The sequence below is a fragment of the Streptomyces sp. NPDC001157 genome, assembly GCF_053598255.1.
Genome location: NZ_JBSFJW010000068.1, coordinates 1 through 23784 on the forward strand (window position 1 = coordinate 1; position 23784 = coordinate 23784).

The following is a 23784-nucleotide window of genomic DNA, read 5'->3' on the forward strand; positions in this document are numbered from 1 at the left end:
CGCTACGACAAGACCGCGACCGTCTACCTCGCGGGACTCCACCTCGCCGCCATCTTCATCTGGTCGGCGAGGTGATCCAAAGGAAACGGCCTAGTACTGCGGCAGGGCCGTTTCTCTGATTGATTCCGTCGGTCGTGTGCCGAACGACACCATGCCGCACCGAACATCACCAACACGGGCGCGGCGAAGGGATGAACGGCAGCCGGAGCGCCGCCAATTCAGCATCACACCTGGTGAAGAGCACACCCACAACCCCCGCCGGGCGGGGCCACAGCACGCCACCCAGGAACAAGGACGACCTCGCTCCACGATTCAGCACGGCCTCACGCCGGATCCATCCGCGAAACCCGGACACGCACGGCACTGGACCGGCCCCGCCCTTTCAGGGGTGAACTACCGTCGACAGCGTGTCAGTCAGTGGCTGCTGGTAAACGAGTGGCGTCTTCGTGGGCAAGCCTCATAGCTTGTGCGCTCGTGACCGATGATCCGAGGATGCCCCCGAATCCCCACGACCTCGGCCGAGTGTTCAACGAGGTCCCGGAGCTCTACGACCGGGTTCGGCCGGGATACCCCGACGAACTGTTCGCGGACCTTGTCGCCGTCACCGGCTTGGACGAAGGATCGTCGGTGCTGGAGGTGGGCTGCGGTACTGGTCAGGCGACGCGTTCGCTGGCAACGCTCGGATGCTCAGTGACCGCCGTCGAGCCGGGCGCAGACATGGCTGCACTCGCTCGCCACCGGATCAGCTCCTTCCGTAACGTCGCAGTCGAGACGTCGACGTTCGAGGAGTGGGACGACCGCGGCCGACGCTTCGATGTTCTCGTGGCTGCGCAGTCGTGGCACTGGGTCGACCCGTCGATCGGCTGGCAGCGGGCGCACGACGTGCTCTCTCCCGGGGGCTGGATGGCGCTGCTCGGCCACGTCGTTGTCCGCCGGCCGGGAGAGCCGGAGGTGTACGCCGAGACCGCCGATCTCTGCGAGCGGTTCTGCCCCGGGAACCCCGACTGGGGTCATCCTCCGCTGGAGGACGACGTGCGCACCACAGACGAGGGCTGGGGCCTGGTCGACGATCCCGGCGGTTTGTTCGGCCCAACGATCGTGCGCTGGTACCCAACCGTTCAATGGTTCAACGGGGACGGCTTTGCCGATCACCTTCGCTCGTTGTCGATATACCGGAGGCTCGACCGCGACGTCCGTGAGCCCCTGCTCGACGCCATCGCCGAGCGCATCCGCACGCGAATGGGCGACCGCGCGTCACGCCGTTATCTGAGCGTCCTGCGTGTCGGACAGCGTGCCAAGTGAGGCCAATGCCCCTTCTCTGCACTACGAGATGCGGCCCGCGATCTGTGGGAAGGCTGGCATCCCGAGATCAATCGCCGTGCTGCGGAGGGCGGCCTCGGCGTCGATCTGGGCGAGCTTGTCGCGGGCGCCGGCCAGGCTGACCTGGAGGCCCTCGATCTCGCCGAGCCAGCCTTCGCGTTCGGCCTCGGCGATCCGGGCCTGCAGGTTGTCGCTGATCTCCGCCAGCCGTGGCCGCTGGGCGGGGTCCGGCCGAAGGAGCGCGCACCGGACGCACGCGTGCTCGTGGACGCAGGACGTGCCGAAGGCACGGGCGCAGATGCCGACGGACAGCTTGCGGCGTTCGAAGTGGCCCAGGAAAGCGTCCCACTCCGCGCTGGTGGGAGTGCGGTACTCCTCGGCGGGGCGCTGGCCCCGGCGGCGGGCGAGGAAGGCGCGGTGCGCCTCGATGGCCTCGACGGGGTAGGCGGCCTTGTAGCCCATGGTGGTGGTGATGGTCTTGTGGCCGCAGATCACCTGGGCGATGTGCGGGGGCAGCCCGGAGAGAATGGCATCGGTGACGAAGATCCTTCGGAAGTCGTGCGGCTGGTAGTTCAGCGGATCGCCGGCCGCGTCGGTGAGCCCGGAGGCGGCGAGCGTCTCACCGAGGGCCTTGCGGATGGTCTGGGCGGAGACGGGCCGGTTCTGTCCGGCGCTGCGCCACTGGAAGAGCAGGGGCAGGGGCGGGTTCCACTGACGTTCGCCCTGGTCGTAGGCGGCGACGAGCGGGACCGCTCCGTTGGCGCCGCGCACGCGGGTGACCATGGCGGACAGGACATCGGCGAGTTCCGGGCTGACCAACAGCAGACGCTCTTCATCGGTCTTGGAGGGAGCGATCTGCAGCAAAGGCACCACTTCGCTGGTGGTGGGCAGGGTGTACTGGACGATGCTGTGGTGGCTGATCTCCTCCATCTCCTCGATGCGGGCGCCGGTGTGCCGGAAGAACTCGATCGCCGCCCACACCCAGAACGCCCGGTTCTCGTCCGCCACCAGGTAACGGCGCCGCCCGCTCACGTCGGTGGCCAGGGCCGGTTCCAGTCCGGACTTGCTGGCCCGGGGTTTGGTGAAGGTCTCTCCCCCGACCGTGAACCGGGCTCCCAGCGGGGCGTCCCGAAACGCCGCCAGGCGTTCCTGCGCCTGACGCAGGAGGAGTTCGGCGGTGCGCAGCACGAAGGGCAGGGTGGGCATGCGCTCACGGGTGCGCTGGTTGACAGCAGTTCGGACGCCGACCCGGCAGTGATCACCGGCTACAAGGCGGCCCGGAACCGGCCCCTGACTCATGGGCAGAAGCTGTCCGACAAGGTACTGACCGCGGTGCGGGCCCCGGTCGAGCACGGCTTCGCTCATCTCAAGAACTGGCGCGTCCTCGGCAAGGTCCGCACGGACCCGAGGTGGGCGACCGCGCTGGTGCGGGCCCTGCTGGTGCTGACGAACCGGGAAGTCTCCCGGTGACCGACGATCTTCGCCGAAGTCATCCGCCCGCAACCGGCCCGAGTGCCGCTGAATACCCAAGGTAAGTGGGGCCTGGCTCATGCGAGGCCCCACGGCGGCATCAGACGGTGAGGACGAGCTTGCCCTGGAGGTGACCGCCATCGAGCAGCCGGTGCGCGTCAGCGACGCGCTCGAACGGGAACGTCTCCTGCACGTGGACCCGGAGCTTTCCCTGTTCGACGAGGTCGACGAGACCGCGCAGGGCGACCCGGTCGGGGTCGACCGCGATACCGCTGAAGCGCATGCCCGCCGCCTCGTACTTCGCGATGAGCTCCGGGTCATCCTCGGCGGTTGCGGTCACCAGGTGACCGCCAGGGCGGAGCACTCCAAGGGACCGCTCGACGGTGTCGCCGCCGATCGTGTCGAGCACGACGTCGATGTCACGGACCGCGTCGGTGAAGTCGACCGCCGTGTAGTCGATCACTTCATCGGCGCCGAACCCCTCGACGAACTCCCGCTTGCTCCCGCTGGCGGTCGTGATCACGTGCGCGCCAAGGGCTTTCGCGATCTGGATCGCGACGTGGCCAACCCCTCCGCCACCGCCGTGGACCAGGACGCGATCGCCCTTGCTGACGTCGGCGAGGTCGACGAGCCCCTGCCACGCCGTCAGCCCGACGATCGGAAGCGCAGAGGCTTCAACGTGCGAGAGCGAGGTCGGCTTGCGTACCAGGTGCAACGCCGGCGCCGACACGACCTCGGCGTACGCGCTCGCCGCCCGCGGGAACAGCGGCATCCCGAACACCTCGTCGCCGGGCCTGAACCGCCACGTCTGCGGGGCCTCCTCGACCACGCCGCTGATGTCCCAGCCGAGGATGAACGGCGGCTGGCCGATCAGCGGGAACTCGCCGGCGCGCAGGCGCGCCTCCAGCGGGTTCAGCCCGATCGCCTTGACGCGGACGAGCACCTCGGTCGGGAGGGGCTGGGGCTCGGGCGCGTCCACGATGGTGAGCACCTCGGGACCGCCGAGCGCCTGCTGGTTGATGACTCGCATGACTCTCCTGTGCTTTGGAGGGGGAGAGAACCCAGGCTATGTTTCCGATAGGAACCAGCAGGTGCCTTAAGGAGCCAGCAGGTACCTTTGGCGCCATGAGCGGTTTCGGTCCCGGTGATTTCTTTCTCGCCGACTGTCCGGCGCGTCTGGCGGTCGAACTGATCGCCGACAAGTGGACGGTGGTCGTGCTCTACGGCCTCAGCGAGGGCCCGGTGCGCCATGGCGAGTTGATCGAGCTGATCGGCGGCATCTCCCGCAAGATGCTCACCCAGACGCTCCGACGGCTCGAGGCGCACGGACTCATCCGCCGCCACGCCTACGCCGAGGTGCCGCCCCGCGTCGAGTACGAGCTCACCCCGCTCGGGGCGACGCTGATCGATCCGATCCACATGCTGACCGAGTGGGCGAGGGCGAACGGCGACGCAGTACTCGATGCGCTCGACGCCGATCCCGAGCCGGTCGCCCAGAGCGACTGAGGCCCCCGCCAGGACACTGAGTATCCTCTCGGGCGCTACTCGGTATCGGCCCGGCCGCGCTCGGTCTGCAGGCCCCCGATGTGTTGGACGATCTGCCGCATCGGGGTGGTGTTCCTGGCCACGACCACGAGCGTCTCACCGGTCTCACCCAGGTGTGGTACACGAGGTCAAGCTCGTGGTCCATGGCGGGACGCGACATTCCAGTCGGCGGGGGCCGGTCATAGCGCAGCCTTACCTGGCATCCCGCCGGAGCCGAGCCTGCCCGATGATCTACGCCTTGGTCATCGGCCGACGACCGGCACGAGTACCCAACTCGCCATTCACACCAGACCCGTGACCTGTGACTTCACGATGCACACCGCTGACTCTGGCTGTCCCCGACCGCCTGCCCGATCTGCCAGGGGCAGCCGAGCCTGCTGGCGTTCGACAGCGCGTCGGCCGGCTGATCGTCTCCCTGGACAGGGCCGTGCTGTTCGTCGTCGGCCAATCGGTACCCGGGCGCCGTCGGCAGGCATCCGCTGATCGCCGGGCGCACTGCCTGGCCTCGCCCTATAAGGCGTTGTCCAGCGTCAGGGTGAGCTCGGCGATCCGCCACCTACCGTCGGACCGTCGCAGGCTGAACGTGTAGACCCCGGTCGAGATCATCTGGATGCTCTCGCCGGTGTTTCTCGTCTGCAGCAGATAGGCCCGCACCTCGGCGGTGGCGGCGTCCGTCGTCGTGACCACGACGTTGCCCAGGTGGTGCCGCACCCTTCCGGTCTGGACCGTGTGCCCGTCACGGATGAAGTCGAGCACCGCCGCGCGTCCGGCGACCGGGCCGAGCATCCCCTGTCCGGGCATCGTGAAGGTCCAGGTGGTGTCTTCGGTCAGGACCGTTTCCAGCTCGGTCACATTCAGCTCGTCCAGGGCGTGGGCGTAGTTCGCCACCGTCTGCTGGAGTTCGGCGATCACGAGGCCACCGTCAGCACGATCTTGCCCTGGATGTGGCCCTGCGCGGCTCGCGCGTGTGCGCTGCCCGCTTCGGAAAGCGGGTAGGTGCTGTCCACCCCGACCTGGAACTCGCCCTCGTTAAACAGGTGCCCGATCTCGGCGAGCTGGGGGCCGTTGGAACGCACCTGAATGTTCGAGACGGTGATGCCAAGACGCGCCGTCTCTTCCGGGTCGTACTGGGCGAAGAACACCGGAAGCATGGTGCCGCCGCGCTTGAGCACGGTCAGGAAACGTGAACTGTCCGGGCCACCGACGGTGTCGATCACCAGGTCGACGCCGCTGACCACGTCCGCGACCTGCGTCGTGGTGTAGTCGATGAACTCATCGGCGCCGAGCTTGCGCAGGAACTGCTCGTGCCGGCTTGAGGCCACCGCGATGACGTGTGCCCCCTTCCATTTCGCCAGCTGCACCGCGAAGTGACCCACTCCACCAGCGGCCCCGTTGACCAGCACGATCATCCCTGGCGTGATCGGCACCGGCTGGTGCACCTGGCCGGTGAAGGGAGACGGCACGTCGTGGCCGAGATCAACCAGGTACTGCCAGGCCGTCAGCAGGGCCATCGGCGCCCCGGCCGCCTCAACGTGGTCGATACCGACCGGCTTGTGAGCCAGGTCAGAAGCCGGCGCGGCCACGTACTCGGCGTACGTCCGGCCGTCGAATCCCGGGAACCGCAGCATGCCGAAGACCTCGTCACCGACGGCGAACCCGGACACGTCCGGAGCGACCGCCTCGACCACGCCCGACATGTCCGTTCCGGGGATGAGGGGGAACTCCAGCACCGGCCTCATCTCGGCCGGCATGACCTTCATCCCCTCACGCAGGTACCAGTCCGGCGGGTTGATGCCCACCGCGTGCACCCGCACGAGCACCTCGCCCGGACCGATCTCGGGAACCGGCACCTCGTCGTACCGCAGAACTTCCGGCCCGCCCGCCTCGTGGAACTGGATCGCCTTCATCGCGCCTGTCGCTTTCTCAGGGAAACGTTGCTCCTTCAGTCAAGGCCCCGGACGGCATGGCCGTCCAAGACCCCTTCGGCAACCGGTCATTCCGAAACAGCATGACGCGTACCCTGCAACGGTGAACGATCTCGGACAGGACCTGGAACTGCGGCTGGTGCGCTACTTCACCGTGGTGGCGGCGCACCAGCATTTCGGCCGGGCTGCCGCCGACCTGCACGTAGCCCAGCCGGCGCTGAGCCGCCAGATCCAACGGCTCGAGAAATATCTCGGCACACGACTGCTGGACCGCACCCCCCAGGGCACCCGGCTCACTCCGGCCGGCCAGACATTCCTCCCTCAGGCCCAAGCCCTGCTGCAGGCCGCCCGCCAGGCCGAACTGGCCGTCCGTGAACAAGCCCGGACCGAACGAATCACCATCGGCTATGTCGAAGACCTGGTGATCACCGCCGCCGTACGGGAACTGCGCCACCGTCACCCAGACGCCGCGATCGCCACCCGGCATCTGAGCTGCCGCGACGTCGGCGCACTGTCCGACAAGCGCGTCGACGCCCTGATCGCGCGGACCCCGTTGCCGCTCGCCGCCGACAACGTGTCCACGACCCCCCTGTACGAGGAGCCCCGGATGCTCGTGGTCCCCCGCGGCCATCCCTGGGCCGACCGCGCGTCGGTGACGGCGGAAGAACTGGCCGACGAAGAGGCGGCCCCGTGCGCGTTCGAGACCCCGGATTGGACGTCCTACCGGATCCTCGGGGCCGGCGTGCCGCCGATTGAGAGCTACGAGGACAAGCTCGAACTCGTCGCGAGCGGCAGGGCGATCGCCGTCCTACCGGTCGGCGATCGGCGCAGCTCACTGCGTCCCGACCTCGTCACCGTCCCGATCGAGGGTGCTCCCCCCAGCCAGGTCGTCCTGGTCAGCCGCAAGGGCGACCCGAATCCAATGATCACGAATCTCCGGCTGGCTGCCAAGGCCGTCCTGGCCGCCCCGCCATGCTGACCGGAACCAGGCCGGGCGATGACCATGGGCGGCAGGTCTACCACGGCCTCCGAGGAGAGACCCGCCGGCTCACCGCAGGCTGAACACCGCTCGACGCAGGAACTGCCCGTCTTGTCGCCAACTGCTCTCGGGAAACGACAATGGCCTGTGCTCGCCTCGTAGAGGGCACAGCATCCTGAGGAGTCGGGGCGCTGGAGTGCGAGCATGACGCAACCACTGGTGGAGTGTCGGTATTCGAGAGTTGCAGTATTTGCCCGCAGGGTAAGCAGCCCCGCAACCGGCCCAGGCACGTCAGCGGTGACAAGGCGTACTGATCACGTCCAACGTCGACGGGCGGCAGATGCTGGCCGTCTCCTCGGTCGACCACCTCAGCGCAGAGGGCGCCGGGCGATCATCGCGGAGAACCGCGCGGCATACATCGCCGAGTACGGCGAACCCGCGTAGTCACTCATCGTCGGCGGCTACTGACGCGGGTTTCGGTCACCGGGCGGTTGTGGCCGCCACTGAGTGGGCGACGTCGCGATGAGCCTCGTGTTCGGCGAGCCGGCCGGTGAGGGCGGCACGGACGTCTTCGTAGGTGTCGGGGCCGAGCGGGAGGCGGAGCGGGGTCGCGCCGGAGTCAACGAGGTCGATCATCGCCTCCGTGAGTTTCTCTGCGCTGTTGGGCACCGGGAAGTGGCCGCCGAGGAACGCCTGCCGGGTGTCGGCCGCGGGGGTGTTCTCGTACTCGGGTAGGGGCGGTGCGATGTCCAGCGACGTGCCGAAGCTGGTGGGGGTCGCGCCCGGCTCGATGATGGTCAGGGCCAGGCCGAACGGCGCGATCTCGCGGGCGACGGTCTCGCAGAACCCCTCGATGCCCCACTTGGAGGCGTGGTAGTAGCCGAGGCTGGGGTAGGTCGTCTGACCGCCCGCGGTGGACACCTGCAGGATGCGGCCTCGGGCCTGGGCGCGCAGGTGCGGGAGGGCGGCACGGATGACCTGGATCGAGCCGAGCAGGTTGGTGTCGATGACGCGCCGGATCTGTTCGTCAGACGCCTCCTCGACGGACGCGAGAACGCCGTAGCCGGCGTTGTTGACGACGACGTCGATCGTGCCGAGGGTCTCAAACGCCTCGTCGACGACGCGACGCACTCGCTCGGTGTCGGTGACATCGAGCTGGGCGGTCCAGAGCCGGTCGCCGTGTTCGGCGCGGAGGTCATCGAGAGCCTCGGGCCGACGGAGCGTGGCGGCAACGCGGTCGCCACGGGCCAGCAGGTATTCGGTGAGCAGTCGCCCGAAGCCTGAGGAGGTGCCGGTGATGAACCAGGTGGTGGTCATGATTTTCCTTCGCTGTGTGGTGCGCGTGGCTGGTCGCGGTGTCGCTGATGCGGACAGGGGTCATCGATGCGACGGCCTGGGCCTGGGCTGGGGATGAGTCGGCCGAGTTGCTCGCGCTGCCGTGAGGCAACTCGGCCGGAATCTTGTCGAGGTGCCGTCGTCAGCGGGTGCCCGCCTCGGCGCGCGCGTAGAACGCGGCGAGCTCGTGGGGGTTCTTGGTGTAGACGTCGATCTTGCGCACCGTGCCGTCCTCGACCTGGTGGATCTCGACCATGGTCAGCGGGAACTCCTCACCGGTGGTGTGGGCCGTGAGCGTTCCGGTGAGCCTTCCGATGACGCCGGCCGGGCCTTCGAACACCTCGGCATCGGTGATGGCGACGTTGGCGTAGCCCATCATCGCGCCCAGGATCGACTGCACGAACACCTCGCGGCCCTGGTGCACGCCGCCGTAGGGGAGCTGGGTCGGCTCGTCGATGATCACCTCGGGGGCGAGCTTGGCCAGGACACCCGGCACGTCGCCCTTGCTCAGCGCGTCATACAGCCCTCGCACGACCTGCGCGGGGCTCTCCGCCAGCGTCTTCATCTGGTTGCTCATCTTGCGTGCCCTTCAGTTTTGTTCCGGTACTGGAAAGGTCGGCCGGCCCGGGGGCACATGTGTCCTCGCACCGGTCGGGCCCCAGAGGATTGGGGCATGCACCATGCAACGGCAGAGGGGCGTGACGGGGGAGTTTCTGCTGTGAGGGGTACTGGCAGGGTCCCCCACCGCTCGCGTGGCCTGCCTACCCTGTCGTCATGGACAACCGGGACGCAGTCAGCGCTTTCCTCCGCTCCCGACGCGACAAGATCACCCCTGAGCAGGCGGGTCTGCCGACCTACGGTCAGCGGCGGGTGCCCGGACTGCGCAGGGGAGAGGTCGCCACGCTCGCCGGGGTGAGTGTCGAGTACTACACGCGCCTGGAGCGCGGCAACCTCCAAGGTGTCTCCGACAGCGTGCTGGACGCCCTGGCTCGCGCCCTGCGGCTGGATGCCACCGAGCGCATGTACCTGTACGACCTCGCCCGCGCTGCTGGGCCGGCGCCGGGGGGGCGGGCACGGCAGCGGGAGGTCCGGCCGACGGTGAGGCCGAGCGTGGCGCGGATCGTCGAAGGCATGCCGGGGATGCCGGCATACGTGATGAACAACCGCCTCGATGCGCTGGCCGCCAACCCACTGGGCCGGGCCCTGTACTCGGAGATGTACGCCGACCCGACCTGCGGGGCGAACGTCGCCCGGTTCGCGTTCTTCAATCCAGCAGCCAGGCGGTTCTACACCGACTGGGAGCGCATGACCCGCTTCGCCGTGGGCGCGCTGCGCGTCGAGGCGGGGAAGAGCCCCTACGACCGGGAACTGTCGAACCTGATCGGTGAACTGTCCACCCGCAGCGACACCTTCCGCGTGATGTGGGGATCCCACGACGTGCATGTCTTCCGCGAGAGCACCAAACGCCTCAACCATCCGCTCGTCGGCGACCTGGAACTCGATCAGGAGACCATGAGCCTGCCGGACGAAAGCGGCCTGAGCGTGGTCGTCTACAGCGCGCCCCCCGGAACCGCCGCTGAGGACGGCCTGAAGCTGCTCGCCAGCTGGTCCGCCACAACCGGACTAGAGCAGAACGCGCAATCCACGAGCAAACCGTCGACCCGGCAGCCCTGACGGGCTACACCTGCCCGAAGAACCGCTCCACCCCGTTTGCGGCGACGGCCTGGCTACCACACTGGAGTCGCTGGTCCGGCAACTGGCGTTAAGAGGCGAGTCGAAGTCGTTCGACAAGGCGCTGGCGGCGCACCGTCTACAACTGCGAGAAGCGCAGAACACGCCAGAGCTCACTGCAGAATATCCTTCGGCGACAGGACGGATCGCGGCCGGGGTGGGGCTTGCGGTGGTGCAGAGTCTGCCCGTTATCGGGCCGCTGGCCAGCCCGGTGTCGGCGGACAACGTGAGTGAGGCCGCACATCGCATCGGAGCGGCGTTCAGGGAGCGCGCCCGGGCCGCCGACGACGTGCCACTCGCACCCGCGGCGGCGCTCGGCGGACCCTTCGTGGACGTCTTGCACCGGCTCTCCCATGACACCCCTTGGTTGGCCTTGTTCTTCGACACCTACGCTTCTCCTCGTATCGCTCCAAGGCTTCCCGCCCCGATCGCGGCAGAGGAACCTCCCTGAAGTCACCCGCCTTGCGGTGCTTCAACTTTGCCGGCTTGTGCGTGTTGGAGTGGATCTGCTCATGCACCCGGTAGACGTCATCTGCCACGAAGTTGTTGACGTTGACCGCCCGGGCCTCACCATTCCGCAACCCACAACCCGCCATCATGACGATCTCGAGGGCGAGAAGGTCATCAGCGACAACCAGCGCCTTCTTCAGGTAGACCAGGGACGGGATGACCACCTTCTCCCTGACGTACTCCGGTTCTTGGACGCCCTTTGCAGGGTCATCCACCATGGCTCCCTTGCCATAAGCGTCCCGCAGGATCGCCTTCAGCGTGCGGAATATGTTGACCTGGTTTCCGCGACCGACCCCATCGGCCTCCAACTCGTCCAAGAAAAGCTCGACCACGATCGCCGTGACGGAGTTCAGCTTCCGCGATCCGAGCCGGGGAATGATGTGCACATTGATGGAGCTGTCAACGTGCTCGCCTGTGGAGTACTCCGTCATCCGGCGCTGCCGGGGCCGCCACTGCTTCGCGTATTCCTCGACCGTCTGCTGGCCGAGTTCTCGGCGGGCCTCGGCAACGGATGGCGCCGTCCGCTTCTTCTCCGCGTAGAGGTGCGTGAGGCGTTCAATCGCCTCGTCCTGCGTACCGTAGCCGGTCTCCTCGGGCGAGCTGTCGGGGCACGAATGAAACCTCCGGGTGGAGTGGTGGACGACCCTGGCCCGGTCACTCCCCAGCCCGCACGTCAGCACCATGAGGACGCACTCGCGCCCAATGCTGACTGTTTGCTGACCTCAGCCCGGCTATCATGCCTTTGACCTGCGGAAATGACCAAGTGTTAGATCTTGGACTTGAACATGGTGCGCAGGATTCGGAACTCCCTGAACTCGGCTCCCTGCCTGCTTTGCGCAGGTCAAGGGCTGTTCTTCAGCCTACAGCGGCTCTCCCGCGGGTCAGCCGCGACGGCGAGCGTGACCAGCGTAGGGACAGGGGCATCGGCGTGCAGCGAGATCCCGGTCACTTCGGATGGCGCCTCATCGGGACACCTTCAGCGTCCCCGGGGGCGGCGGGAGATCACTTGGGGAAGTTTTCCCGTCTTCCAGTAGCCGTCGAGGATCTTGAGCAGGCGCTCGGGGTCGTTGAAGACCTCGCCGATCCGGTCACCGTATTCCGCGAGGAGCGGGTCGCTCTCGACCATCTTGCGGCCGGCGCCCGTGAAGGACGACGAGTAGGCGTGACAGTCGCCGCACCACAGGTAGTTGATCCATGACGGTTCGTTTCGGCCGTAGGTCGTGTGGCGGTAGACGCGCATGGTCGTGTGGCCGCGGAGCGGGCAGGTGCGTTCGGCCAAGGGCAGGTGCAGTTGGGCGCCCAGCGCCTCCCGGTGATGATGGTCGTAGGGGCGGATCATGGAGTTCCGGACCTCTCTGAAGGGTCGCGGCAGGTGCGATTCGGGCCGACCGCGGAGGGGGTCGATCCCACCACGGCAGCTCCGGCGGCGCACGTCGTCCTGCTGAACTCCACCTCCTACGAGGGGCACGGCAGGCGCCGCGCCCCCGGACCGGTCCCCCGCGACCTGTGTCTCAGGGACAAGATGGGTCTCCGATCTGGAGGAGGCCCGGGATGGGTTATGACCTGCACGCAGTGATCGCCGAGGAGGAGGTGCTGCGCAGCGCTGCACAGGGCCTGCCTGCCGCCCGGTTGGCCTCGATCGGGCAGGGCCTGTCGCTGATGCCGATGACGGACGCCCTGTTCGATTCCCTCACGGATGGCAGGAGCAGTGTCGCGTTGGGGTTCTGGCGGTTGCCAGGCAGCTTCGACAAAGCCCTCGCCGACTGTTCAGCCCGTGGGCCTGTGGCCTACGTGGAGGCTGAGTACTTCGGCGGCGTGGGTGCGCAGCGGGCTGCCGTATGGGACGAAGGGACAATCGTGCTGGGACCGCTCCATCTGGAGGAAGGCCGGCCCTTTCCGCCCGCCGGCAGCCCGATCTCTCAAGCGCTACGGCGGTTGGGCGTGGCGGCGAGCGCCGAGGAGGACGAGTTCTCAGCCGTCGGGTTGCACCGGCACCGACACAGCGCGGCATGGATTGCCTGACGGGCTTCCCACGGCAGGGGGATCAGCGGGTGCGGATCCAGACCGTCTTCTCGCGGGTCCACTGGTCGAAGGCGTTGGTCGATTTCTCCACGCCTCCGAACCCTGACTGCTTCCAGCCGCCGAAGGGTGTGGTGATGTCGCCCTCGCTGTAGGAGTTGACGGAGACGACGCCGGCCTGGACGCCGCGTGCCAGCCGGAGGGCGGTGTCGAGGTCGCGGGTCCATACCGAGGCGGCGAGGCCGTATTCGGTGGCGTTCGCCAGGTGCAGCGCCTCGTCCTCGGTGGTGAAGGTCTGGACGGTGACGACGGGGCCGAAGAGTTCCTTGGTGAGGGCGTCGCTGCCTTCGGGGGCGTGGGTGATCACGGTGGGTGGGTAGTAGGCGCCGCGCTGGGGCAGGCCGTGCGGCAGGCCCCCGGTGTGGATACGGGCTCCGTCGGCCCGGGCGGCGTCCACCGCCGCCGCGACCCGGTCGAAGGCGGCCCGGTCGATCAGCGGGCCCAGCTGTGTGCGCGGGTCCGCCGGGTCGCCGATGACCAGGCGTTTTGCGGCTGTTGTGAAGCGCTCCAGTATCTCGTCGACGATGGTGTGGTGGACCAGGACGCGGGAACCGGCCGTGCAGTTCTGTCCCATGGTCAGGAAGGCGGCCTCGGTCATGTGGTCGATGAGTTCGTCGCCGTAGGAAAGTGCGTCGGCCATCAGTATCTGGGGGCTCTTGCCGCCCATTTCCAGTGAGACGCGTTTGAAGTTGGTGTCGGCGGCGTCCTTGAGGATGCGGCGCCCGGTTTCGGTGGAGCCGGTGAAGGAGAGGGCGCCGACGACGGGGTTGCGGGCCAGGGCGGTGCCGGTGACGGAGCCGCGGCCGGTCAGGACCGTGAGGACCCCGTCGGGGAGGCCCGCCTCGGCGGCCAGCTCGGCCAGGTGCAGCGCCGAACGCGGGGTCGCCTCCGCGGGCTTGACCAGCAGGCTGTTGCCCGCCGCCAGCGCCGGGCCGACCTTCCAGGCGGTCATGGCCAGCGGGTAGTTCCAGGGAAGGATCGCCGCGACCACCCCGACCGGTTCCCGGGTCATGAGACCGAGGCCGTCCGGTCCGCCGGGGGCGATCCTGCCGAACACCTTGTCGGCGGCTTCGGCGAACCAGCGGATCGACTCGACCGCACCGGGTACGTCGCCGGTGAGGCACTCGGTGATCGGCTTCCCCGCGTCCTCGCTGTCCAACCGGGCCAGGATCCCGGTGTCGCGTTCCATCAGGTCGGCCAGTCGCAGCAGCACCGCGCTGCGCTCCCGGACCGGCAGTCCGGACCACACGCCGGACGCGAAGACCTGCTCGGCCCGCTCGGCGGCCTTGGTGACGTCTTCGGCGCTGGTCGCGGGCACGGTGGTGATCAGTTCCCCGGTGGCCGGGTTGACGACCCTCAGCGTGGCGGGGCTCTCGACTGCGGTCATTTCTCCTCCACCAGTTCCCAGCGTCCGTCGGTCTGCCGGGCCAGTCCTCGGCGGCGCAGGTCGTCCAGATAGCGGGCCATGCCGCGCTCCCCTCTCCGCCGGAACAGCGGGAACACCTTCGGCAGCAGGTTCGGCGCGAGCATCGCGAGCCGGACCAGGCGGGACTCGCCCGTCCGGGGGTAGGCCTCCAGGCGGGGCTTGTCCAGCAGGGACACCACGGCAGCCACCACGTCGTCGGGCTGCTGCGGCGGGTCCTGGAACTGCATGGAGTTTCCGCCGTCCACGGCCTCCTGGCGCAGCATCCGGGTGTCCGTCGCCGACGGCAGCACCGATCCGGCCAGGATGCCCTTGCTCCTCAGATCGAGCCCGACGGCGAGCATCGCCCCGCGCAGCCCGAACTTCGAGGCCGTGTAGATCGGGGTCTCCCCCAACGGGAAGATCCCACCGAGGGAGACGGTGGTGACCACGCGGGCGTCCCGGGAGGCCTGCAGCAGCGGGATCGCGATCCGGGTGGCGACCAGGGGCGAGGTCAGGTTGAGGGTGATCTCCTGCTCGATGCTCTCGACGCTGCGCACGTCGAAGCGTTCGGCGCTGGTCATGCCCACGTTGTTGACGAGGACGTCGAGGCGGCCGTACGCGTCGGCGACCTGGTCGAAGAGGTGCTCCACCTGGGCGCGGTCGACGAGGTCGCAGCCGAGAGCGGTGTGGCCGGCGCCGGGAAGCTCGGCGGCGACGCGCTTGGCACGGGCCTCGTCGATGTCGACGACCACGCAGCGGGCTCCCCCGGTGGCGAAGCGGCGGCACATCGCGCTGCCGATCCCGCCGGCGCCGCCGGTCACCAGCATGACCTTGTCACGGAAGTCGAAGCCGCTCACGAGACCGCCTCCACGTCGCGCAGGGACCGCACGCGCGGCGGCAGGCCCTCGGTGCGCCAGCCCATCTCGGCAGCGACCTTGGCGAGGTGCTTCACGTAGGCCCCGCTGTCGACGTAGCCGGTGTGCCGGGGCGAGTCGACGAACTTGAGGCCGCCGGTCAGGTCCGGGCGGTCGGTACGGATCATGCCGGCGAAGCGCTTCGCGTTCGGCAGCCCCTGCGCCAGGTCGTCGATGTGCCCGGCGATCAGCTGGGCCTGGGTGTCGAAGAGCTGGTACGCGCCGGAGTTGGTCTCGACGAAGCCGACCCCGAACAGGCCCTGGTGCTCGCGGGAGAACGACGACAGGTACAGGTCGGGGTGTTGCTCGTCGCCGAAGTACTTCTGCGCGACCGGCACTTGGTGGACGTAGCCGGTGGCCAGCAGGATCAGGTCGAAGTCGTCGCGGGTGCCGTCCGTGAAGTGGACCGTGCTGCCCTCGGTACGGGCGATCCCCGGCTTGGCGGTGATGTCGCCGTGCTGGAGGTGGTGGATCAGCATCGAGTTGATCGCGGGGTGGGTCTCGAACAGTTTGTGGTCCGGCTTCTGCAGGCCAAGGCGCGTCGGGTCGCCGTTGATGATCCGCAGGACGGCGCCGAAGACCCGCTGCGCCAGCCACATCGGCAGGTGCGGCCCGCCGGCCGCGATGGTGTCCACCGGCCGGCCGAAGAGGTGCTTGGGGATGAACCAGTAGCCGCGGCGCATGCTGATCACCGCGTGGTCCGCGCTGCGGGCCGCGTCGCAGGCGATGTCGCAGCCGGAGTTCCCGGCGCCCACGACCAGGACCCGCTTGCCGCGCAGTTCCTGCGCGCTGCGGTAGCCGACCGTGTGGCGGACCTCGCCGGTGAAGTGGCCGGGCAGTTCAGGGACGTTGGGGTGCCACTGGGACCCCGTACACACCACGACCTGGCCGTGCACGGTCTGCAGTCCGTCGGTCCGGGTGACCGTCCAGGTGCCGTCCGAGTTCTTTTCCACGCTTTCCACCTCGACGCCGAACTGGATGCGCTCCGTGAGTCCGTAAGCGTCGGCGAAAGACGTCAGGTAGGAGAGGATCTGCCGGTGCGGCGGATAGTCGGCGAATTCTTCGGGCATCGGAAATCCACCGAAACCCGAGAGGGTTTTGCTGGAAATGAAATGGGCCGACTCGTACATCGGGCTGCCGGGGTTGTCGATGTCCCAGATACCGCCCGGCCCGGTGTGCCGCTCAAGATGCGTGTACGGCAGGTTCCGCTCCGTCAGGGCTCTGGCGACCGCGAGCCCGGCAGGTCCCGCTCCGATCACGCAGGTGTCGTACTGGATTTTTCCCATGAGGCGGATCCCTTTTCTATCGGTTCGCAGGCCCGTTCCTGAACGGCTGAAGGGGTTGAGGGGTTGAGGGGTTGAGGGGTTGAGGGGTTGAGGGGTTGAGGGGTTGAGGGGTTGAGGGGTTGAGGGGTTGAGGGGAATCTATTCATCTGCAGTTCAGCGCGAAATGGTCCGTGCGGTCAGAGAGGGGGCCTGGGCGGCCACGCGAAAGACCGTGCGGTCGTCAGGAGCGCGAGGACGAGTGCGGCGGGTATCGCGTAGGCGAGGCGGAAGTGGCCCGTCGACCCGAGGATTCCGCTGGCGGCCCCGCCCGCGAGCACGCCCGCGTAGTTGAAGACGTTCATACGGGCCAGGACCGCTTCGGTCGCCCCCGGTCGCAGGCGTCCGGCGGAGGCGAGGCAGAGGGGGACGAGTGCGGAGACTCCGAGCCCGGTGCACGCGGCGGCCAGGACCGCGTACGGCCAGGCGGGGGCGGCCGCCAGTCCGCCCAGGGCGGCGGCGGTGAGCAGAGTGGCGGCACGGATCACGGCCACCGGCCCGATGGTGCGTACGAGGTGGTCGGCGCAGGCCCGCCCGGTGACGGTGCCCACCTGGTAGGCCGCATAGGCCAGGGGTGCGATGGACAGGGCGGTGTCCAGGGTCTGGTGGAGGTACAGCGTCGACCACGACGAGACCGTGGAGTCGATGACGTAGGCGACCAGGAGGACAAGGCCGAACGGGGCGAGTCTGACCCACAGTCCGCGGCCCAGCACGACGGACTCCCCGTGGGACTTCCCGTGGGACCCGTGGGACTCCTCATGGTCGGACACGGCGACGGGTGAGTCGGTGGGCAGCTCGTGCGTGCGGACGGTCAGGGCGAGGACCAGGACAAGCCCGGCCTGTGCGGTCAGCGTGTACTCGGCGGGCCAACCGAGGTGCGCGGTGCCCGCGGTCAGCAGTGCTGCCGCGATGCCGGCCGCGCTCCAGGCGGCGTAGAAGGAGGCGAAGATGCTCCGGCCGTAGTGGCGTTCGACGGCGGCGGCCCGGGTGTTCGCCGACACGTCGATGCAGCCCAGCGCCATGCCGAACAGCCCGTAGGACACCGCGGCCACGGCCTGGCTGGGAGCCCAGCCGATCAGCAGCAGGGATGCGGCGGTCGCCACGACGGCGATCCGCATCGCGGCGACCAGCCCCACCCGCCGGATCACGGCCAGTCCGGCGAAGCTGCCGACGCCCGCACTCAGCGCGACGGTCACGACGAGCACGGTCATCGTCAGCGGGGAGAGCGCGAGACGCTCCTTGACGGCGGGCACCGTGGTGGACACGGCGGCCACCGCCGCGCCCTGGGCGGCGAACACCGTCGCCACGGCCCGTCGGGCCGCCGCATGGGGGCCGCGGCGCACGGATCGTCGCCGGGCCGGGGTCTGAACAGGTGCGTTCATGGTGAGCCTTCGTTCGTTGCGCCGGCGCGAGAGCGCAAAACGGGCGGGTTCCGCAAAAGGTAGGGATGGCGAAAAGACCGTGTGCAGCGCGCCGGAGGCCGAAAAGGGGGCTCTGGCGGCCACACCCGCGACAGGCGGGGCCCGGCTGCTTACAGTGAGGCGAGAGACGCCCTGGTGAGAGGGGATGCGATGCCCGATGCTCCCGCCCCGGTCACATCGCCGGGCACGAGCCGCAGCACCTCGGCCACCATCGCGCCGAACATCCTGCGCTACCTCGCCAGGGTCGCCGGCGAGTCCGGCGTCGACCTGCAGCCGCTGCTGACCCGGGTGGGTCTTGAGCCGACGGTGATGGGCTCCGCCGCGCTGCGGGTCTCCTACCGGCAGGGCAGCGACGTCATCCGTCAGGCGGTGCAGCTGACCGGGGACGAGCACCTGGGGCTGCGGGTGGGCGCGGCGCAGCACCTCACCGCCTGGGGGCTGATCGGCCTGGCCATGATGGCCGCCGACACTCTTCAGGACGCCATCGAGACCGGGGTGCGCTTTCAGAACCTTTCCGGCGCGATGACGGTCTGGTCGGCCCGCTGGGAGGACGCCGGCTATGTGTTGCGCGCCGATCTTCCGGACCCCGCGCTGGATCCGACGGTCGCCGTCTTCCTGACCGAGGAGGCGTATGCCAGCGTCGTCACCCTCACCCGGCTGAGCGTCGGTGCCGCGTTCACCCCGCAGACGGTCGAGTTCGCCTTTCCCGCGCCGCGCGACACACGCCCGTTCGACGACCTGTTCCGCTGCCCCCTGCGCTTCGACGCCTCCGGCAACCGCATGGTGTTCCCGGCCCGGTGGGCCCGTGCGGCCATGCCGGGCCGGGACCCCATCACCTACGCCTCGGTGCTGGAGGTACTGGAGAAGGAGATGGCTTCACGGCGTGACCAGCAGGATCTGCTGGAGGTGCTGGAGATCTCCATCGCGCAGAGCCTTCCGGGCGTCCCCTCGTTCACCGAGCAGGCCCGCAGGCACGCGTCCAGCGAACGCACCCTGCGCCGCCGCCTGGCCGACTGCGGCACCACTTACGAGGCGATCGTCGACGGAGTGCGCCGCGAGCAGGTCGAACAGCTCCTACGGCGCCCGGAACTGACGCTCCGTGACATCACCCGCCAGGCGGGCTTCGCCGACGTGAGCGCGCTGCGGCGGGCGGTGCGCCGGTGGCACGGGCTGACCCCGCTCGAGCTGCGCGCCGGACTGCTGCAGCGGGAGGCTCCGACCGGCCGACCGCACGTGCTGCCCGAGCGGGGCGCCGAACCCTAGCCGTGTCGCTCACACACGAAACTGTGGCTGCCCGGCCCGAGGTCCGACACCGTGACCACCCCTTCGGTCACCTGCACGCCACGGATCGACGACCGACGCCCGTCCCACGGTGTCTGCCGGTCGGCGCGCTCCCTTGCCGACGCGCGTCGCCGGGGAAGGTGACCGAACCCCGAGTGCGTCCCGGTACCTGAACGGTGAGGCGGAAGGCACGGCCGGTGTTCTCCCAGCCGACGCGCAACGGGCCGTACGGTGTGGGCAGTTGCCCCGTCGCCCAGTCGACTTGGACAGGAGTCGGCCGCCACGGCGCGTCAACTTCTCGGACGGTCACGGCACTTCCGGTCCGTCGAACGGTCCGGTCGCGCCTCCGTTCGGTCGCCACCGGGCAGTCCCGGACACTTCCTCCCGACGCGTCGGCGGCGTGCATACGGTCCGGACACCGAGGCGGGTCGCCAGCACCGGCCCGCGCACTCAACGGCACACAAAAGGAGGCGCTGTGGCGAGTGTGGAAGTGTCGCTCAAGGAGATGATGGCCGGGATCGAAGGAGCCCTGGGAGCTGCCGTCGTCGACTTCACCAGCGGAATGGCGCTCGGCACGCTCGGCGGGAACAAGGACCTGGACCTGACCGTCGCCGCGGCCGGCAACACGGATGTCATCCGGGCCAAGGTCCGCACCATGGAGCAGCTGGGTCTCAAGGGCAAGATCGAGGACATCCTGATCACACTGGACCGCCAGTACCACGTGATCCGCCTGGTGACCGGTCGTACGGGCAACGGGCTGTTCCTCTACCTCGTCCTCGACAAGGCCCGCTCGAACCTGGCGATGGCCCGCCACCAACTCAAGCGGGTGGAGGAGGCGATCGAGATCTAGCACGCCCGAGGACGCCGGCGGCTTCGTCTGCCCATCATGTGAAGACTTCTTCAAGTCACCACATCAGCATGGTTCCAATGTGCGTTCCTGCCGGGTCCGAGGCGTGAAGGATCGGTATCCGAAGGCGGTCCGCGGTGCGGCGGTGTCCTCGGACGCCGCCGCACCGCGGCGGCCGCAGTCCCATCCACCCGACCAGGAGCGAGCATCCATGCAGGCCCCCCTCTACCAAGTGAAGGCGGAGTTCTTCCGCATGCTCGGCCACCCCGTACGCATCAGGGTGCTGGAACTCCTCCAGCACGGGCCGGTGTCCGTACGGGACCTGCTGGCCGACATCGAGATCGAGCCGTCCAGCCTGTCGCAGCAGCTGGCCGTCCTGAGGCGCTCCGGCATCATCGTGTCGATACGGGAGGGCTCCACCGTCCGCTATGCGCTCGCCGGCGGAGACGTCGCCGAACTGCTCCGTGCCGCCCGCCGGATCCTCACCGAGCTCCTCACCGGCCAGAACCAGCTCCTCACCGAACTCCAGCAGGCCGACGCCCCGGCCTCCATGCACACCACCCGATGACTCGGGATGGGACGGGAGTCCTCACTCCGCGTCGGCGACGACCGACCCGACCCGCTCCGCCAGGCCCGGATCTCGGCGGACGAGCAGCGTCGCGTAGCCGACGGAGAGGAGGAGCGCTGCCAGGGCCGCGACCGGGAACCAGTTGTACGGCGCCGGCTGGCCGGGCTTGGCCAGGTAGTACAGCGGGACCAGGATGGCCAGCGCGCCGACGGCGGGCAGCACCAGGTGGCGGCCGGTGCGGAACTCCTGCGGCCGGTAGCGGCGGTAGTACAGCGGCAGGGCGATGTTGGACGCGAGATAGACCAGCAGGATCAGGATGGAGCCCAGGCTGGAGGACTCGGTGAAGAAGACGACGGGGTTCATCGGGCCGCCGTCGGCGCCGAGCAGATGGCCCAGCCCCCAACCGCCGATGATCAGCAGGGAGACGACGGCGAAGGTGACGATCGCGTTGTTCGGTGTACGGCGGGTGGGGTGGACGTAGCCGAAGAACGACGGCAGCAGCCCCTCGCGTCCGGCGTTGAAGACCAGGCGGGCCTGGGAGTTGATGCCGGCGATCAGCACGCCGAGCGTGGAGGTCAGGCCGCCGAGGTAGGCGAGGAAGGCGAGCGCGCCGAGGGTGTCGTGGGCGACGTCGATGAACGGGATGCGTGCCGCGCCGAGCCGGGCGACGTCGTAGTCGAAGCCGGTGACGGTGGCGTAGGAGAAGAGGATGTAGCTCACGGTCATGATCCCGATGGAGGAGAACACGGCGCGGCCGACGTTGCGCCGGGGGTTCTCCGTCTCCTCGGCCAGGGCGGCCGAGTTCTCCCAGCCGATGAAGAGGTAGACCGCGAGGGGGAAACCCGCCGCCAGGCCTCTGAGACCGTGGTGGATGTGGTCGGGCAGGAACGGGGCGGCGGAGAGGTTGCCGCGGTGTTCTACGAGTGCCGCGACCGAGACCACGACGAGCACCAGCATCTCGACACCGAAGAAGTAGCCGGCCCACTTGGTGGAGACGAGCACCCCGCGCAGCATCAGCACCACCGCAAGGCCGGTCAGCAGCAGGGTCCAGATGATCCAGGGCAGGTCGACACCGGTGTAGTGGTGCAGGGTGATCTGCACGAAGCCGCCGGAGATCGCGATGACGGAGGCCATCGCGATGATGTAGCCGAGCACGGCCAGCAGGGCCGTGGTCACCGCGCTGACCGGCCCGAAGGTCTTGCCGACGAAGGTGATGAAGCTGCCCGCGGAGGGGTGGGCGCGGGAGAACTGGGCGAGCGTGTTGCCCAGCAGCGCGACCGCGACGCCCGCGGCGAGGATGGTCAATGGGGACGCCACGCCGGCGGTGGTGGACAGGAAGGCGAAGCCGAAGAAGAAGCTCATGGCCGGGCCGACGTTGGCCATGGTGGCGGCGGCGATGTCCGCCATGCCGAGCACACCGCCGCGCAGCCGCTGGGGCGTGCCGCCGACGGCGCCCGGCGTCGGCGGCGGGCCGACGGCTTTGGGGTCGGGCATGGCGGCGGCTCCTTCTGATCCGGTGCGACGGGGCGAGCGGTGCGCGGGGGATGTCAGCCGGGGTGGGCGTGCTGGTGTGCCTTCACTGCCTGTACTGCGGGGTCCAGCGCGCCGCGGCCGAGTTCGGCGAGCAGGTCGGCGTGGCAGCGGTTGCGTGCCCGTACGACGGTGTGGTCCGGGGCGGGCTGGACCAGGCACAGCCTGCCGAGGAGGTCGGCGGTCAGTTCCCGGACGCCTGCGCCGCCGAGTGCCTCGGCGAGGTCGAGGTGGAAGCGGGTCTCCAGCATCAGCAGATGTCCGGGGTCTTCGGTCAGGTCCATCTCGTCGACCAGCGCCTGCAGTCCGTCGAGCCGGTCGGCCGGCACCTCGCCCGCGCCGTGGGCCACGAGGCCGCACTCCAGCAGCAGGTGGAAGGCGCCCAACGAGGCCGCCTCGCCCTCGTCGTGCAGCGCCGGGACGATCGTGTCCCAGCCCTGGGCGACGAAGGTGCCGCCGGTCCGGCCGCGCCGGCGGTCGAGCAGGCCGTCCTGGCACATGGCCTCCAGCGCGCGCCGCACGGTGATCTCCCCGATGCCCAGCTCCTCGGCGAGGACACCGGCGTCCGGCAGCCGGTCCCCCGGCGACACGGAGGTCAGGCGCACCTGCAGGGCGATCCGGGAACGGACGAGCTCCGCGCCGGTCTGGCCGCGGCCGGGCAGCACTCGGGCGTCGTGCACACCGGCGACCGACGCCGGACCCGGCTGGCCGTAGGGCCCGAACTTGCCCGCTGCATTCACCACGAGGTCACCTTAACGGCCTGCTGAGCGGGGGTTACGGCGGGCGGTGGAGCAGGGGCCTGTGCGCGCTCGGTTGCATGCTCGGAAAATAGAGCATGGTGAACAGTTAAACAAGACTGTTCTTTTGGATCGTACTGAACTAATTTCCCGGTCACCGTCCCCGCTCCCCTCATGGATGTGTGATGACTTCAACGCTCACCCAGAGTCCGCCCTCCGAGCCCGGTCTCAAGGCCGGACTGAAGAACCGCCATCTGTCGATGATCGCCATCGGCGGTGTCATCGGCGCCGGCCTGTTCGTCGGCTCCGGCTCCGGCATCGCCGCCGCAGGCCCCGGCATCCTCGTCTCCTACGCCCTCGTCGGCGTCCTCGTCGTCCTCGTCATGCGGATGCTGGGGGAGATGGCCGCCGCCAACCCCACCTCCGGCTCGTTCTCCGCCTACGCCGACCGTGCACTGGGCCGCTGGGCCGGGTTCACCATCGGCTGGCTGTACTGGTTCTTCTGGGTCGTGGTGCTCGCGGTCGAGGCGACCGCCGGCGCGAAGATCCTGGCCGGCTGGATACCGGCGGTCCCGCAGTGGGGCTGGGCGCTGATCGTGATGGTCGTGCTGACCGCCTCCAACCTGGCCTCGGTCAGCTCCTACGGCGAGTTCGAGTTCTGGTTCGCCGGCATCAAGGTCGTCGCCATCGCCGCGTTCATCGTGGTCGGCGGGCTTGCGATCTTCGGTCTGCTGCCCGGCTCCGACCACCCCGCGTCCGGCTTCTCCAACCTGACCGGCCACGGCGGCTTCCTGCCGCACGGGCCCGGAGCGATCCTCACCGGCGTGCTGATGGTGGTCTTCTCCTTCATGGGCAGCGAGATCGT

At 68.9% G+C, this 23784-nt stretch carries 24 protein-coding genes and 1 pseudogene; 10 read left to right on the forward strand and 15 right to left on the reverse strand.

What is annotated here, in order from left to right; genetic code table 11:
* The first annotated feature begins 474 nt into the window (after positions 1-474).
* Positions 475-1302, forward strand: a complete 828-nt coding sequence (locus tag ACWDAG_RS46625) for a class I SAM-dependent methyltransferase (protein ID WP_450701672.1) — start codon at positions 475-477, stop codon at positions 1300-1302.
* A 21-nt stretch (positions 1303-1323) separates the two neighbouring features.
* On the opposite strand, the gene ACWDAG_RS46630 is transcribed toward ACWDAG_RS46625, so the two are convergent.
* Positions 1324-2526 (reverse strand): tyrosine-type recombinase/integrase, encoded by a 1203-nt coding sequence (locus tag ACWDAG_RS46630; RefSeq protein WP_450701673.1) that lies wholly within the window; start codon positions 2524-2526, stop codon positions 1324-1326.
* A 15-nt stretch (positions 2527-2541) separates the two neighbouring features.
* Between ACWDAG_RS46630 and ACWDAG_RS46635 the strand changes: the two are divergent.
* Positions 2542-2790: pseudogene (locus ACWDAG_RS46635) on the forward strand (transposase family protein); the annotation flags it as partial.
* Between the two features lie 100 nt (positions 2791-2890).
* Here the strand turns inward: ACWDAG_RS46635 and ACWDAG_RS46640 are convergent.
* Positions 2891-3820, reverse strand: coding sequence for an NADP-dependent oxidoreductase (locus ACWDAG_RS46640; protein ID WP_450701674.1), 930 nt, complete (start codon positions 3818-3820; stop codon positions 2891-2893).
* Between the two features lie 95 nt (positions 3821-3915).
* Between ACWDAG_RS46640 and ACWDAG_RS46645 the strand changes: the two genes are divergently transcribed.
* Positions 3916-4296: a winged helix-turn-helix transcriptional regulator gene (locus ACWDAG_RS46645; protein ID WP_450701675.1), complete on the forward strand. Its 381-nt coding sequence runs from the start codon at positions 3916-3918 to the stop codon at positions 4294-4296.
* Positions 4297-4845: 549 nt separating this feature from the next.
* On the opposite strand, the gene ACWDAG_RS46650 is transcribed toward ACWDAG_RS46645, so the two are convergent.
* The gene (locus ACWDAG_RS46650; protein ID WP_450701676.1) at positions 4846-5247 is read right to left on the reverse strand and encodes a nuclear transport factor 2 family protein; all 402 of its coding nucleotides are present in this window, start codon (positions 5245-5247) and stop codon (positions 4846-4848) included.
* On the reverse strand, positions 5244-6242 hold the full coding sequence (locus ACWDAG_RS46655; protein WP_450701677.1) for an NADP-dependent oxidoreductase: 999 nt from the start codon (positions 6240-6242) through the stop codon (positions 5244-5246). The genes ACWDAG_RS46650 and ACWDAG_RS46655 overlap by 4 nt, the downstream gene beginning before the upstream one ends.
* Before the next feature lie 121 nt (positions 6243-6363).
* On the opposite strand from ACWDAG_RS46655, the gene ACWDAG_RS46660 reads away from it, so the two are divergent.
* The gene (locus tag ACWDAG_RS46660) at positions 6364-7239 is read left to right on the forward strand and encodes a LysR family transcriptional regulator (RefSeq protein ID WP_450701678.1); all 876 of its coding nucleotides are present in this window, start codon (positions 6364-6366) and stop codon (positions 7237-7239) included.
* Between the two features lie 480 nt (positions 7240-7719).
* On the opposite strand, the gene ACWDAG_RS46665 is transcribed toward ACWDAG_RS46660, so the two are convergent.
* Positions 7720-8556, reverse strand: coding sequence for an SDR family oxidoreductase (locus ACWDAG_RS46665; protein ID WP_450701679.1), 837 nt, complete (start codon positions 8554-8556; stop codon positions 7720-7722).
* Between the two features lie 160 nt (positions 8557-8716).
* Positions 8717-9151, reverse strand: coding sequence for a nuclear transport factor 2 family protein (locus ACWDAG_RS46670; protein ID WP_450701680.1), 435 nt, complete (start codon positions 9149-9151; stop codon positions 8717-8719).
* 197 nt (positions 9152-9348) lie between these two features.
* On the opposite strand from ACWDAG_RS46670, the gene ACWDAG_RS46675 reads away from it, so the two are divergent.
* Positions 9349-10248, forward strand: coding sequence for a helix-turn-helix transcriptional regulator (locus ACWDAG_RS46675; protein ID WP_450701681.1), 900 nt, complete (start codon positions 9349-9351; stop codon positions 10246-10248).
* Between the two features lie 317 nt (positions 10249-10565).
* Here the strand turns inward: ACWDAG_RS46675 and ACWDAG_RS46680 are convergent, their stop codons facing one another.
* Together ACWDAG_RS46680 and ACWDAG_RS46685 are read right to left on the reverse strand one after the other, a co-directional pair.
* Positions 10566-11498 carry a tyrosine-type recombinase/integrase gene (locus tag ACWDAG_RS46680; protein ID WP_450701682.1) on the reverse strand — a complete coding sequence of 311 codons (933 nt, stop codon included), beginning with the start codon at positions 11496-11498 and terminating at the stop codon, positions 10566-10568.
* Between the two features lie 293 nt (positions 11499-11791).
* The gene (locus ACWDAG_RS46685; RefSeq protein WP_450701683.1) at positions 11792-12154 is read right to left on the reverse strand and encodes a hypothetical protein; all 363 of its coding nucleotides are present in this window, start codon (positions 12152-12154) and stop codon (positions 11792-11794) included.
* A 212-nt stretch (positions 12155-12366) separates the two neighbouring features.
* Here ACWDAG_RS46685 and ACWDAG_RS46690 point away from each other — a divergent pair, with 212 nt between their 5' ends.
* The gene (locus ACWDAG_RS46690) at positions 12367-12837 is read left to right on the forward strand and encodes a hypothetical protein (RefSeq protein ID WP_450701684.1); all 471 of its coding nucleotides are present in this window, start codon (positions 12367-12369) and stop codon (positions 12835-12837) included.
* A 22-nt stretch (positions 12838-12859) separates the two neighbouring features.
* Here ACWDAG_RS46690 and ACWDAG_RS46695 read toward each other — a convergent pair whose 3' ends face one another.
* The 4 genes from ACWDAG_RS46695 to ACWDAG_RS46710 form a co-directional block, all read right to left on the reverse strand.
* Positions 12860-14281 carry an aldehyde dehydrogenase family protein gene (locus tag ACWDAG_RS46695; RefSeq protein WP_450701685.1) on the reverse strand — a complete coding sequence of 474 codons (1422 nt, stop codon included), beginning with the start codon at positions 14279-14281 and terminating at the stop codon, positions 12860-12862.
* Positions 14278-15156, reverse strand: a complete 879-nt coding sequence (locus tag ACWDAG_RS46700; protein WP_450701686.1) for an SDR family NAD(P)-dependent oxidoreductase — start codon at positions 15154-15156, stop codon at positions 14278-14280. Before ACWDAG_RS46700 ends, ACWDAG_RS46695 begins: the two co-directional genes overlap by 4 nt.
* Positions 15153-16499 (reverse strand): flavin-containing monooxygenase, encoded by a 1347-nt coding sequence (locus ACWDAG_RS46705; protein ID WP_450701687.1) that lies wholly within the window; start codon positions 16497-16499, stop codon positions 15153-15155. The genes ACWDAG_RS46700 and ACWDAG_RS46705 overlap by 4 nt, the downstream gene beginning before the upstream one ends.
* 176 nt (positions 16500-16675) lie before the next feature.
* Positions 16676-17917: an MFS transporter gene (locus ACWDAG_RS46710; RefSeq protein WP_450701688.1), complete on the reverse strand. Its 1242-nt coding sequence runs from the start codon at positions 17915-17917 to the stop codon at positions 16676-16678.
* Positions 17918-18106: 189 nt separating this feature from the next.
* Here ACWDAG_RS46710 and ACWDAG_RS46715 point away from each other — a divergent pair, with 189 nt between their 5' ends.
* Positions 18107-19219, forward strand: a complete 1113-nt coding sequence (locus tag ACWDAG_RS46715) for an AraC family transcriptional regulator (protein ID WP_450701689.1) — start codon at positions 18107-18109, stop codon at positions 19217-19219.
* 67 nt (positions 19220-19286) lie between these two features.
* On the opposite strand, the gene ACWDAG_RS46720 is transcribed toward ACWDAG_RS46715, so the two are convergent.
* Complete coding sequence (locus ACWDAG_RS46720; RefSeq protein WP_450701690.1) at positions 19287-19643, reverse strand: alpha-L-rhamnosidase C-terminal domain-containing protein; 357 nt, start codon at positions 19641-19643, stop codon at positions 19287-19289.
* Between the two features lie 69 nt (positions 19644-19712).
* On the opposite strand from ACWDAG_RS46720, the gene ACWDAG_RS46725 reads away from it, so the two are divergent.
* Positions 19713-20087: a hypothetical protein gene (locus tag ACWDAG_RS46725; protein WP_450701691.1), complete on the forward strand. Its 375-nt coding sequence runs from the start codon at positions 19713-19715 to the stop codon at positions 20085-20087.
* Between the two features lie 208 nt (positions 20088-20295).
* Complete coding sequence (locus ACWDAG_RS46730; RefSeq protein WP_450701692.1) at positions 20296-20652, forward strand: ArsR/SmtB family transcription factor; 357 nt, start codon at positions 20296-20298, stop codon at positions 20650-20652.
* Between the two features lie 21 nt (positions 20653-20673).
* On the opposite strand, the gene ACWDAG_RS46735 is transcribed toward ACWDAG_RS46730, so the two are convergent.
* Positions 20674-22146 (reverse strand): APC family permease, encoded by a 1473-nt coding sequence (locus tag ACWDAG_RS46735; RefSeq protein ID WP_450701693.1) that lies wholly within the window; start codon positions 22144-22146, stop codon positions 20674-20676.
* 53 nt (positions 22147-22199) lie between these two features.
* On the reverse strand, positions 22200-22925 hold the full coding sequence (locus ACWDAG_RS46740; protein ID WP_450701694.1) for a FadR/GntR family transcriptional regulator: 726 nt from the start codon (positions 22923-22925) through the stop codon (positions 22200-22202).
* Positions 22926-23104: 179 nt separating this feature from the next.
* On the opposite strand from ACWDAG_RS46740, the gene ACWDAG_RS46745 reads away from it, so the two are divergent.
* Positions 23105-23784, forward strand: a 680-nt coding sequence (locus ACWDAG_RS46745; protein ID WP_450701695.1) for an amino acid permease, incomplete at its 3' end; no start/stop codon positions are given.

What these genes read in the sequence shown, in the direction of transcription:
- ACWDAG_RS46720 (WP_450701690.1), bottom strand. Translation starts at nt 19,643, where the DNA reads ATGCACGCCGCCGACGCGTCGGGAGGAAGTGTCCGGGACTGCCCGGTG.
- ACWDAG_RS46665 (WP_450701679.1), bottom strand. Translation starts at nt 8,556, where the DNA reads ATGACCACCACCTGGTTCATCACCGGCACCTCCTCAGGCTTCGGGCGA.
- ACWDAG_RS46715 (WP_450701689.1), top strand. Translation starts at nt 18,107, where the DNA reads ATGCCCGATGCTCCCGCCCCGGTCACATCGCCGGGCACGAGCCGCAGC.
- ACWDAG_RS46630 (WP_450701673.1), bottom strand. Translation starts at nt 2,526, where the DNA reads ATGCCCACCCTGCCCTTCGTGCTGCGCACCGCCGAACTCCTCCTGCGT.
- ACWDAG_RS46695 (WP_450701685.1), bottom strand. Translation starts at nt 14,281, where the DNA reads ATGACCGCAGTCGAGAGCCCCGCCACGCTGAGGGTCGTCAACCCGGCC.
- ACWDAG_RS46680 (WP_450701682.1), bottom strand. Translation starts at nt 11,498, where the DNA reads ATGGTGCTGACGTGCGGGCTGGGGAGTGACCGGGCCAGGGTCGTCCAC.
- ACWDAG_RS46640 (WP_450701674.1), bottom strand. Translation starts at nt 3,820, where the DNA reads ATGCGAGTCATCAACCAGCAGGCGCTCGGCGGTCCCGAGGTGCTCACC.
- ACWDAG_RS46645 (WP_450701675.1), top strand. Translation starts at nt 3,916, where the DNA reads ATGAGCGGTTTCGGTCCCGGTGATTTCTTTCTCGCCGACTGTCCGGCG.
- ACWDAG_RS46670 (WP_450701680.1), bottom strand. Translation starts at nt 9,151, where the DNA reads ATGAGCAACCAGATGAAGACGCTGGCGGAGAGCCCCGCGCAGGTCGTG.
- ACWDAG_RS46675 (WP_450701681.1), top strand. Translation starts at nt 9,349, where the DNA reads ATGGACAACCGGGACGCAGTCAGCGCTTTCCTCCGCTCCCGACGCGAC.
- ACWDAG_RS46730 (WP_450701692.1), top strand. Translation starts at nt 20,296, where the DNA reads ATGCAGGCCCCCCTCTACCAAGTGAAGGCGGAGTTCTTCCGCATGCTC.
- ACWDAG_RS46735 (WP_450701693.1), bottom strand. Translation starts at nt 22,146, where the DNA reads ATGCCCGACCCCAAAGCCGTCGGCCCGCCGCCGACGCCGGGCGCCGTC.
- ACWDAG_RS46705 (WP_450701687.1), bottom strand. Translation starts at nt 16,499, where the DNA reads ATGGGAAAAATCCAGTACGACACCTGCGTGATCGGAGCGGGACCTGCC.
- ACWDAG_RS46655 (WP_450701677.1), bottom strand. Translation starts at nt 6,242, where the DNA reads ATGAAGGCGATCCAGTTCCACGAGGCGGGCGGGCCGGAAGTTCTGCGG.
- ACWDAG_RS46690 (WP_450701684.1), top strand. Translation starts at nt 12,367, where the DNA reads ATGGGTTATGACCTGCACGCAGTGATCGCCGAGGAGGAGGTGCTGCGC.
- ACWDAG_RS46710 (WP_450701688.1), bottom strand. Translation starts at nt 17,917, where the DNA reads ATGAACGCACCTGTTCAGACCCCGGCCCGGCGACGATCCGTGCGCCGC.
- ACWDAG_RS46685 (WP_450701683.1), bottom strand. Translation starts at nt 12,154, where the DNA reads ATGATCCGCCCCTACGACCATCATCACCGGGAGGCGCTGGGCGCCCAA.